This is a genomic window from Nitrincola sp. A-D6 (genome assembly GCF_000764495.1).
GTDB lineage: Bacteria > Pseudomonadota > Gammaproteobacteria > Pseudomonadales > Balneatricaceae > Nitrincola.
Genome location: NZ_JRLB01000035.1, coordinates 1 through 10,310, shown reverse-complemented (window position 1 = coordinate 10,310; position 10,310 = coordinate 1). Strand labels below are relative to the sequence as shown.

General features: G+C 51.0%; 9 protein-coding genes and 2 pseudogenes. 2 read left to right on the top strand and 9 right to left on the bottom strand.

The features are described 5' to 3' along the window. The coding region (locus LH51_RS06845) for a hypothetical protein (protein ID WP_036520950.1) at positions 1 to 1,124 on the bottom strand (1,124 nt) is incomplete at its 3' end. A 212-nt stretch (positions 1,125 to 1,336) separates the two neighbouring features. Here LH51_RS06845 and LH51_RS06840 point away from each other — a divergent pair. Together LH51_RS06840 and LH51_RS06835 are read left to right on the top strand one after the other, a co-directional pair. Continuing rightward, positions 1,337 to 1,942 (top strand): MarC family protein, encoded by a 606-nt coding sequence (locus LH51_RS06840; protein WP_036520947.1) that lies wholly within the window; start codon positions 1,337 to 1,339, stop codon positions 1,940 to 1,942. A gap of 16 nt (positions 1,943 to 1,958) precedes the next feature. Beyond that, positions 1,959 to 2,729, top strand: a complete 771-nt coding sequence (locus LH51_RS06835; protein ID WP_036520945.1) for an NAD(P)-binding domain-containing protein — start codon at positions 1,959 to 1,961, stop codon at positions 2,727 to 2,729. On the opposite strand, the gene LH51_RS06830 is transcribed toward LH51_RS06835, so the two are convergent. The 8 genes and pseudogenes from LH51_RS06830 to LH51_RS06805 all read right to left on the bottom strand — a co-directional run. Then, entirely contained in the window at positions 2,726 to 3,385 is a 660-nt protein-coding gene (locus LH51_RS06830; RefSeq protein WP_036520943.1) for an anthranilate synthase component II, read from the bottom strand. The two genes, LH51_RS06835 and LH51_RS06830, sit on opposite strands and share 4 nt — an antisense overlap. After that, positions 3,382 to 4,782: an anthranilate synthase component I family protein gene (locus LH51_RS06825; RefSeq protein WP_036520941.1), complete on the bottom strand. Its 1,401-nt coding sequence runs from the start codon at positions 4,780 to 4,782 to the stop codon at positions 3,382 to 3,384. Before LH51_RS06825 ends, LH51_RS06830 begins: the two co-directional genes overlap by 4 nt. Before the next feature lie 9 nt (positions 4,783 to 4,791). Then, the gene (locus tag LH51_RS06820; protein ID WP_036520939.1) at positions 4,792 to 5,037 is read right to left on the bottom strand and encodes a Trp family transcriptional regulator; all 246 of its coding nucleotides are present in this window, start codon (positions 5,035 to 5,037) and stop codon (positions 4,792 to 4,794) included. A gap of 92 nt (positions 5,038 to 5,129) precedes the next feature. After that, positions 5,130 to 5,587, bottom strand: a pseudogene (locus tag LH51_RS22355) (lytic transglycosylase domain-containing protein). A 322-nt stretch (positions 5,588 to 5,909) separates the two neighbouring features. Further along, on the bottom strand, positions 5,910 to 7,094 hold the full coding sequence (locus LH51_RS21275; protein ID WP_235263581.1) for an EAL domain-containing protein: 1,185 nt from the start codon (positions 7,092 to 7,094) through the stop codon (positions 5,910 to 5,912). After that, positions 7,067 to 8,104, bottom strand: a complete 1,038-nt coding sequence (locus LH51_RS21270; RefSeq protein WP_200881897.1) for a PAS domain-containing protein — start codon at positions 8,102 to 8,104, stop codon at positions 7,067 to 7,069. Before LH51_RS21270 ends, LH51_RS21275 begins: the two co-directional genes overlap by 28 nt. 50 nt (positions 8,105 to 8,154) lie before the next feature. Then, positions 8,155 to 9,269 (bottom strand): annotated as a pseudogene (locus LH51_RS21260) (ammonium transporter). A gap of 238 nt (positions 9,270 to 9,507) precedes the next feature. Then, positions 9,508 to 10,310 (bottom strand): DUF4153 domain-containing protein (locus LH51_RS06805; RefSeq protein ID WP_036520937.1); only part of this gene is annotated, 803 nt, incomplete at its 5' end.

Here is a 10,310-nt window from a genome sequence, read left to right as displayed (position 1 = left end):
CCTGCAGCTCTGCAGGTAAAGGGGGTGGTATGCACATGACGGGAATATTTTTGCAGCATTCTGGTCAGTGCTTGAACATCCAGGGCCATTCCCAGGCTGGCAACACCTTTGCCACTTCCAAGGCCTGGCACAGTGGTCGTCAGACTACTCATGTCGGCTGCCAGCTCAGAGCTGGTGGCAAGACGTAGGCTACCAGATATGCGTTGGCTATCTAGCTCATGTATACCCATAACCAGGGCCGGAAAAAGGCTGGTTAAGCGGTTAATATCATCCCGGCAGGCTTCAAAGTCTGCTGGGTTGGTTTCATCCAATTGCAACAGCGCCTGACTGGCAGGATGTTGAGGTGAAATAAATTCACTGACCAAGCCCTTCGACGAGATGCGACCACTACCATAAGGGGAGTAGTGATAGCGTTGTTCCAATTGCAGCAGTTCGCCACTTTCAAGCAGGCTGATCAGTGGTGGTGTAATACCGAATAACTGCTCAACCACTTCGTCACCAGCATTGGAGGGCAGCAGGCCAATAATGACCTGGTCATCACGAATAGTGATCAGCGTCTGCAGCATCTGTTCTGCTGGGGTATGCCAGTAATCTGTATCACCCAGTTTTGCTTCGTGTAATTCAACTTTCATGTCACTGATCAGGCCTTCAAAAAAAGCGCGGAACAGTTCTTCATCATGCAGTTCCATACGGGCGGCAGGTAACAGGCCAAGGCCATAAACAGCTGAGCGCGCATTTGGCATTAGACCGATCTGATGATAGTCCTCCAATGTTTCCACATTTTCAAAGGCTTTCAACACGGAAATCATGACGCCCAGAAACGCCTGCATTCCTGGCTCATCAGTGGTGGCTTGTAGCTGTTCGAGTTCAGCCAACTGACTATCCAGCTCTTCCATTGTACCGAGCTTTTCCACCAGTGCCATTGAATCCTCTTCAGACATACGCTCGCGACTGGCAAAAAAGTAAGGTGTTTCAGCGGGTATCTGGCTTAAGAGCTTATCCTGAACGACGGAAGGGGCAGTTTCCGTCTGCTGGTCACTCTCTGGCTCGTCACTACCACAGCCACTAAGTAGTGTGACACTAAGTAGCGCTGTTGTGGCTAATATCGATAATTTTGTTTTCATCTGAGGTCTTCCTATGATCCTGTCCGTCGGTTCGTGTTAAAGAGGCTAAGTAAATCATCTATAAGCATATCTGGCAATCAATGTTACTTAACAGGGTCCAGAAAAGGACTCAGTATGACCCCTTTTCTGTTTTCTGGCTTCCAAATTCTGGACAAGCCTTATTCATTCACGGATTATGCGGGCTGATTCAATCTTGGAGTGAGTTGGGTGCTATGACGATTCTGTTATCGATCAGCTTTAAGTTTATTTTTCTGTTTGCGCCGTTTTTTGTGGTGTCTATGTTTTTGTCACTTACCCGTACAGACACGCGTAAAACGCGACAGTCGATAGCAAACAGAGCCGTATTTGCAGCTTTGTGTATCAGTTTGATTCTGCTGTTTTTCGGATCACCGTTGTTTGATGTACTGGGGATTACTCTGGATTCATTTCGTATTGGCGCCGGTGTTCTGCTGTTCCTGTCTGCTGTGAGCCTGGTACGTGATGGTGTTCGTGCCAATGCTGAGGTACCTCAGGAAGATCGTGATGATATTACCGTGGTTCCATTGGCTATTCCGACCATAGTGGGCCCGGCATCTATCGGTGCTATTTTGGTATATGGTGCTGAGTTACAGGGGCTGGATCTGGTGTTCGGGGTGATTGGGTTATTATTGGCACTGCTGTTTTTGCTGCTGTGCCTGCATCTGGCTTCGTGGCTGGAAAAAATATTGGGCCGTACTGGACTGAATGTGTTGAGTAAAGTGACTGGGCTGATTCTGGCAGCGATGGCATCGCAGATTATACTGACGGGTATCCATGGCTTTATGATGAGTGTGAACTGATTGTTAAGGATTCGTTATGCAGATGGGTGTGTTGGGTGTAGGAGCGTTGGCTGAGGCGCTGATTCGTGGGGTGCAGCAATCAAACTGTCCATTTGAGTGGTGCCTGTCGCCACGATCTACCCAGCGGGTTGCTCAGTTGCAGGCATTACCAGGAGTCTCGGTAGCGACTGATAATCAGAGCGTGGTAGATCAGTGTGGCAGTTTGTTGGTTGGAGTGCGGCCAGCACAACTGGAACAGTTGGCTGCTTCGGTGCACCTGACACCTGAGCATCACCTGATCTGCTTGTCGGCAGGGGTTGAGTTGCAGGCGTTACAGCAGGCATTTTATCCGGCACGTGTGACCCGAATGATGGCGAGTATTGCTGTTCAATACCCGTGCTCCAGCGTGTTTTTGTATCCAGCGGATACGGGGTTATCTGCAACGTTTACTGCAGCAGGTTATGGGGTGCAAAGCTTTGCCACAGAAGTACAGTTTGAGGCCTCAATGTTGAGTGTCTGTGTCAATGCCTGGTGGCTGGAGCAGATTCAGGCACTTGCAGACACTCTGGTGACGCAAACTGGCATGAACCTACCTGAAGCGGTGGCACTCCTGGCGCGAGCACAGCAGGAGTCGGCTGTTTTATTACAGCACCGCCCTGAAATGACACCCGCGGCCTTGGCCCGTGAAATCGGAACCCCCGGTACTTTTACTGCCAGAGGCTTAGATCACTTAAAAACAACGCAGGCCGATCAGCCTTGGGTTGAGATCCTCAGCCAGTTACTAGCCGAACTAAAACGCCCCTTTTAGGTGAACAGGAAGTTGCTGATGAGTTCTTTGCCGCCTTCGGTGGCAAAGGATTCCGGATGGAACTGAATGCCTTGGATGGGGTGGTCTTTGTGGCGTACGCCCATGATCTCGAAATCACCGCCCTGGTGGATCCGGGTGTGGTCTTTGAAGGCGCTAACCGGGAGCTTGCCGACACTGGCAGTAACTTCCAGGCAGGTGGGCAGGCTCTGAGGTTCAGCGATCAATGAATGGTAACGCATGATCTCCAGTTGATCCGGAATCTCGCGGAACATGCCTTCGCCATTGTGATTGATCGGGCTGATTTTGCCATGCATCGGCAGGGCAGCCTTGACCACCTTGCCACCAAATACATGCACGATACCCTGCATGCCGAGACAGACACCAAGTAGTGGAGTCGTGGGTCCGAGTTCACGGATCACGGCAGCACAGATGCCGAAGTAGTGTTCGTCGTCCGGTGAGCCAGGCCCTGGTGAAATAATGATCCGGTCAGGATTGAGTTCGCGCACCTGTTCCAGGGTGATTTGGTCGTTGCGTTTGACCTGTATATCAAAGCTGTCGAGTTGCCCGTGAATCTGTGCGCTGGAAAGAATTTCACCGATATACTGATACAGGTTGTAGGTAAACGAGTCGTAGTTATCGATAATTAAAATGTTCATGCCTGCGACTCCTTTTCACTGACCAGGAAAGGCTCCAGCGCCTTGCGTGTACCGGCAAACTTGCGCCGTATCTCCTCATACTCATCATCCGGATTGGAGTCATAGACATTGCCGCCGCAAGTCTGAACATAGGCTTGATCGCCCTTGGCAAACACGGTGCGAATAGGGATAGCGAAGGTGCAGTCACCATTGAAGGAGAAGTTGCCTACGGCGCCCCCGTAAGGGCCTCGTCCATCAGTTTCCAGTGCATCGATGATTTTCATTGCTTCAATTTTAGGTGCGCCAGTGAGCGTGCCTGCCGGGAAGTTACTCGCCAGCGCTGAGAACATATCTTCTTTTTCGGAAATGATGCCCACGATTTCGCTGGAGATGTGCTGCACATGGCTGAAGCGTTTGATATCCATGAGGCTACGGACTTTGACTGTACCGAAGCGTGCCACCCGGCCTATATCGTTGCGGTGTAAGTCTACAATCATATTGTGCTCAGCGATTTCTTTGGGATCATTCAGCAGTACCCGTGCCAATTGGGTATCTTCCTGCGAGTCCTTACCGCGTCGGGTGGTGCCTGCCAGCGGAAAGGTCTCCATCTCGCCCTGACGCAGACGGAAAAGTAACTCAGGGCTGGCGCCGATCAGTTTCTGGTCAGCAAATTTCAGATAGTACATTTGCGGTGAAGGGTTCACTTCACGCAACTGCTGATAGATGTTTAGGGTGTCGCCTTTCAGGCCGAGGTATTTTTTAAAGCCGACTTCACACTGAAAAATCTTACCGTCGATGATGTCCTGCTTTACTTTCATCACCGCGTTTGCGTGCTCCTCGCGGGACATGGTTTCACCGGTATAGGTGATCGCTAGCGATCCATTGTCTGGACGGGGAGCGTTGATGAGTTCAGTGACCAGATCCATGCGGTTTTCAGCATAGTAAAAATAGATGATCTCACCGGTCATCTTGTCCAGGATCAGGCCATCTTTATACAAACCGAAACGAAAGGCATCAAACCAGTCGCTGGTTTTCAGTTTGAGCGTCGGCTCAAAATAGCTCATGGCATCGTAGCCGAGGTAGCCGGTCAGTCCGCCTGCGTATTTTCGTGAAATAATATTCTGCGGCATGATTTCACGCAGCAGGTAATAGGGGTTGTCACTTTCATAATGCTCACACTGGCCGTCGCGTGATTCGATGGTAAGTTGCCGGCCATTGGCATAAATTAACTGCTCAGGGTCAAAACCGATGATGGAGTAACGGGAGATATGACTGTCTTCACCCAGTGATTCCAGCATAAAGCACACATCAAAGCGCTTTTCGATTTTGCGGAACAGCTCAAAAAAGTCACAGTCGGCGGCCAGAGTGACGTAATGCGGTTTGCGCGGCAGATCAATTTTTGCAGGTCGACGGGTCATGGTGAACTCTTAAAGGTCGCGTTTCAGCGCACGGGCGCCGCGGGATACGGTGGCGATACCCACACCCAGGTCTTCGGCGATCCGACGTTGTGATTCGCCGGCCTGCAGGCGTTTGAGAATCTGCAGGCGTTTGGGGATTTCACTCAACTCGGCTGGCGTCAGCAGGCTTTGCAATAGCTGTAGCAAAGCCTCGCGATCTTCAGCGGCCAACAGCCTGTCTAGTAGCTCTTGAGTGTGGGGGTCTGGTGTATTCATGTACTAGTACGGTATCACGTATAAAGTTGAAGTCAACCCCCTGGCGAGGTGCCTTTATTTGGCGAAGACCTGGCTCATGTCTTTGAAGGTTATCAGTATAACTGACGATAGCGCTGATGCAGAATGGCTACACGTTCGGTATAGGCTTGGGTTTCGGCAAAGGGTGGGATGCCGCCATATTGTTGTACAGCGCCAGGGCCGGCATTATAGGCGGCAGTCGCCAGGCGGGTGTCACCATTGAAGCGTTCCAGCATCCAGCCAGGTATTTGACCCCGCCATAAATGTTTTGGCTGATATCCATCGCATTGGTAACGCCCAGATCAGCCGCTGTGGGTGGCATTAGTTGCATTAACCCTTGTGCGCCTTTGGGGGAACGCGCCTGGGGGTTGAAGGCCGACTCCGCATGAATGACGGCACGAACCAGAGCTGGGTCGACATTGAAACGTTGCGCTTCGCGCTCAATTTCATCTTTATATTGACTGGCAAAGAGGCGGGTGTTGTGCCAGTTAACTGTAGAGCCAGGTTTGCAGGCATAACAATCAAAACGCATGATTTCGAACTGGATACCGGCAGCCGGTCGCTGGTCGGAGAAGGCTATAGTGCCGCCAGGTGTGCGGTAGCTGTAGATATTCTGGCTACGAATCGGTGTTGCTGCACTGCTAGCTGGGCTACCTATATTGGTAAACTCCACCCGGCCATCCGGATGGACAATACGACGTATGCCTGAATCGGCCTGGCTCAGGCTGGTCAGCAGTAGGCTGGTAATCAGACCAACCAGAAGCAGGTAAAGCTTTGCTCGCATAGTGTTTTACCAGAGTATCGAAGTCACTCTATTATGGCACAGCTTTGTCTGAACGGGTAAAGCCTTTCATTTAACGAGGCATTACCCGGACGCTGTTAAGAGACTCCAGTGGTTCTGGCCGTGACAGGTAAAAGCCCTGTACATAATCTACCCCAATCTGACGCAGGATATTCAGTGTTGCGGCATCTTCAACAAACTCGGCAATGGTTTTTAATCCCATAATATGGCCGATATTGTTAATAGAGGCCACCATGGCCTGATCAATCCGGTTATTGGCAAGTTCTTGAATGAAAATACCATCTATTTTTAAGTAGTCGACCGGTAACTGTTTCAGATAGCCAAATGATGACAGGCCACTACCGAAATCATCCAGGGCGAACTGGCAGCCTAACTGCTTTAGCTCGGTAATGAAGCGAGCAGCATTGGCCGGGTCAGCAATAGCAGCGGTTTCAGTGATTTCAAAGCAGATGTTTCTCGGTGGTACACTGTGTTTTTGCAGTTGTTCACGGATCAGTTGCAGACAGTCCTCTCGACCGATGGATGCGCCTGACAGGTTAATGGAGCAGAACACTGGTTGTTTGTTTTGACGAAGCTGATCACCCATCCAGGCCAGGGTATTGCGGATTACCCATTTATCGATCTTGGGCATCAGGCCAAAGCGTTCTGCTGCCGGGATGAACGCGCCAGGGGGGACGAGCTCGCCTTGCTGACTGATCATGCGTGCAAGAATTTCATAATGCGGCATACTGTTGTCACTGTTTTCCAGTGGCACGATGGTTTGGAAATACAGCCGGAAAAGGTCTTTGTCGAGAGCTTCCTGAAGCCGACTCGCCCACTGAATCTGCCCTTGGCGTTCCTGTGCGTCTTTGTCATCCGGCTGAAACAGATGTACCCGGTTACGCCCCAGATCCTTGGCTGTGTAGCAGGCGGCATCAGCATGGCTTAATACCTCATCCAGGCTACCGCAGGCTTCTGTAATACTGACCAGGCCAATGCTGACTCCGACAGAAAACACCTGGCCATCCCAGGAAAAACGAAAAGCAGTGACTGTTTTTCGCAGGGCTTCTGCAATTTCCAGTCCCTTTTCAATTGGGCAGTGGCTGAGCAGTACACCAAACTCATCACCACCCAGTCGTGCCAGGGTATCACTCTGGCGCAGAACGGGCTTTAGCAGGCTTGAAAGCTGCTTTAGCAAAACATCACCAGCTCTGTGCCCACAGGTATCGTTCACCAGTTTGAACTGATCCAGATCCAAATAGCACAGCAGGTGATCGGCTTGTTCTTGGTGAGCTTCATAGATGAGTGATTCCAGCGCTTTTCAAACTCACGCCGGTTGATCAAGCCAGTTAAGGTGTCGTGCACGGCCTGAAAGGTCAGCATCTCCTGGAGGCGGCTGTTCTGGGTGATGTCCTGTAGTGCAATAACCCAGCCCATGCTTTGCCGATTGGTATCCAGCAAAGGGGCGCAGTTCAGCTGTACCTTAAACCCGTCGCCTTGTTTGTTTTTCAGATGGAACAGGCGTTTTTGGCTTGTATTCAGCGTTCTTTCTGATTGCTGCAGACAGAGTGTTGTAACCTTAACCTGAGCCGCTTCATTGTCTTCAATCAGAATAATATCGTCGATAGGCCGCCCGAATGCCTGCTCAGATGTCTGCCCCAGTAGTTCGCTGGCCATGGGGTTAAGGTAGACGGTGTTATGTGCTGCATCACAGGTGATTACCGCTTCAGTAATCGCTTCCAAAGTGACTTGAGCCAGCTCTGAGTGCCGGTGCAGACGGGCTTCCATCTTTTTTCGCTCAGTGATATCCCTGAGCATGGCGCTGTATTGTACGCCTTCATCGGTTGGGCTGGCGGTTGTGGTGACTTCCAGTGTAAATGCACCACCTTGGCTGTCTTTGGCAATAATCTCATAAGGCCCAGGCTGCTGGCTGCTGGCGAGGGTGACAAATAAACGTTCCGGAGGCGTGGCTGAAAAGGTTTGTTGGTTTTGTTCATGGAGTAACACGTCAGTTGGCTGCCCTACCAACTGGTGTGCAGGTAAGCTGAACAAAATTTCCGTGCCTGGGTTAGCGCTGGTAATAATACCCTGGTCGGAAAAGGTAATTACCCCATCACGCATATCGCGCACAATCAAGCGGGTGCGTGTCACCATACGGTTTAGGTTAGCAATAACGCGGTTGTACTGTGACGCGATTTGACCGACTTCAGTAAAAGGCTCAACGGGAACTCGTTGTTTCAGGTCGCCGCTGCGCTCCTGGGTTTGCATGGCTGAAAGCAGGTCGCTTAGCTCTGTTTTGGCGCCGTGCTCAGAGACATTCAGCCCTGATGTTCGGCTTCAGCGCTGACTCGCAAGGGAGTAAAGCGGTTTAGAAGAACCAGTAATGTCAGTGACAGCGGGAAGATAAACAGGGCGCAGGCGAAAATGCCAAGTAGCTGTACCTGTAATTGTTCTCCACGACTTAAGCCGGTATCCAGCAGTTGCAGATCACCGAAGAGGGCAACAGCCAGAGTGCCCATATCCCGGCAGCCAAATGCACGGGGACAGCTGAAATGGCATCATCTAACTGCATTCGATGCATCTGCCGTTCCGCAACAAACATAACCAGAGCGCCCAGCCCCCCAATCAGTGCCGCTTGTGGTGTTGAAACCACATGGCAGCCTGCCGTTATGGCTACCAGACCGGCCAGGGTGCCGTTAATGGTGAGTGCCGTGGTTTGGCTTTTGTCCTGTTGGGTCAGTGACAGCAGAATGGCTGTGATGCCTCCAGCCGCAGCTGCGATAATGGTATTAACGATGATGCCAGCAATAGCTGTGGTAAACGCTAACGTACTACCACCGTTAAAACCGATCCAGCCAATCATAAAAAACAGCATGCCAAGAATAGCCAGCGGTAAATTGCTACCAGGAATAGATTGTACTTTTCCCCGATAGAAGCGTCCGCTACGGGGACCGATAACAATCACAGCAGCCAGCGCCACCCACCCGCCAACACTGTGCACGACCGTGCTGCCAGCAAAGTCAGTAAACCCCATAGCTTCCAGCCAGCCGGACTGATCATTGACGGCACTGCTCCAGGCCCAGTGACCAAACACAGGATAGAGCAGTAGGCTGATCATGGCGGTGATAATGATATACACCAAAAAACGACTGCGTTCAGCAATCGCGCCGGAGACAATGGTGGCGGCTGTGGCACAAAAGGTAAGTTGGAAGAAGAAAAAGCTGGCGTGCCAGAATTCATCACTGGAAAAGTCGGCAATAAACCAGCGGGTATCAAGTTGCAGGCCTTCGTGGGCACCGAACATAATACCAAAGCCAAACAACCAGAAAAGTAGTGCGGCCACGATCAGATCGAACGCATTTTTAAGCGCTACATTAATCGCATTTTTGCTACGCGTAAGACCGGATTCCAGACAAAGGAATCCACCTTGCATAATCAGAACCAGCATTGCCCCTATTAAAATCCATAGGCGTCCAGCGCACTCATATCTGGCATAAGCAGTCTCCGGTGATGAAGTCTGCACTCTATCAGTGCGGCATTGGCTCCATTGCTGAGCACAAGGGCGCTAACGGCTGTCGCGTAGAGGCAGTATCTTCATAACCAGCAGAATTTGTGCCAGGTTAGTTATAAATAATTAAAACAAAAGTTTAGATGCGCTGCAGTTGCTGATCCTAATCTTCCAATCCCACCCTGAATCGTTGATCGCCTATCACCAGGTCATTCCAGCGTGATGGCGCCACCTCGATCTCTCCGGCTATCAGCGCCTGCTCAAACGCATCTTTTTCTTCGCGAGAAGATCCGATATAAAGCGATTTCCAACGTTCTTCTTGCTGGTAGAAGAGTTGCATTTCGATGTATCCAGGTTGTTTTTTGATCCACACATATTCCTGGTCACCATCCCGGTCCAGATCCAGAGCGCGTAAAAAATACTGCCGGTTTTGCTGCAGGCTCCAGAATTGGCTTATTTCCTGATTGTAAATTGCTGTCAGCAGGGCCTCGGGTGGATTGTCAGACAGCAGGGTAATAGCGGCGACAAATTCATCCTGAGTGGAACTGGCTTGTTCCTGGCTTCTGTCGCTATAGAGTGCGTTGATTCTGACCACTAAGCCTGGATGAGCTTCACCGTATTGTGCTTTGAGGGTTTGTAAACCTTCATACCCTGGTCGAGCCAGGTGGCGGCGAAAATAGTTGAGATCAAAATCATCAACCTGGACCTTGTTATCAGCCAAGCGCTGCAACTGGTCTGCTACGACCATTTTTCTGAAATCCAGCAGGGGTGAGTTGACCAAAAGCATCGCCACCAGCACTACCAGGCCTATGGCAAGGTTGGTGCGTCCGAGTTGGAGTGTCCAGCGATCCCGGTATTTTGCGATGCCCCACCAGTAGCCCAGTGGAAACAGAGCCAATAAAAACCAGATCAGAAAGGCCCAGTAGCGACTGAGACTCCAGCCATACTGGTCGATACGCAGGCTCA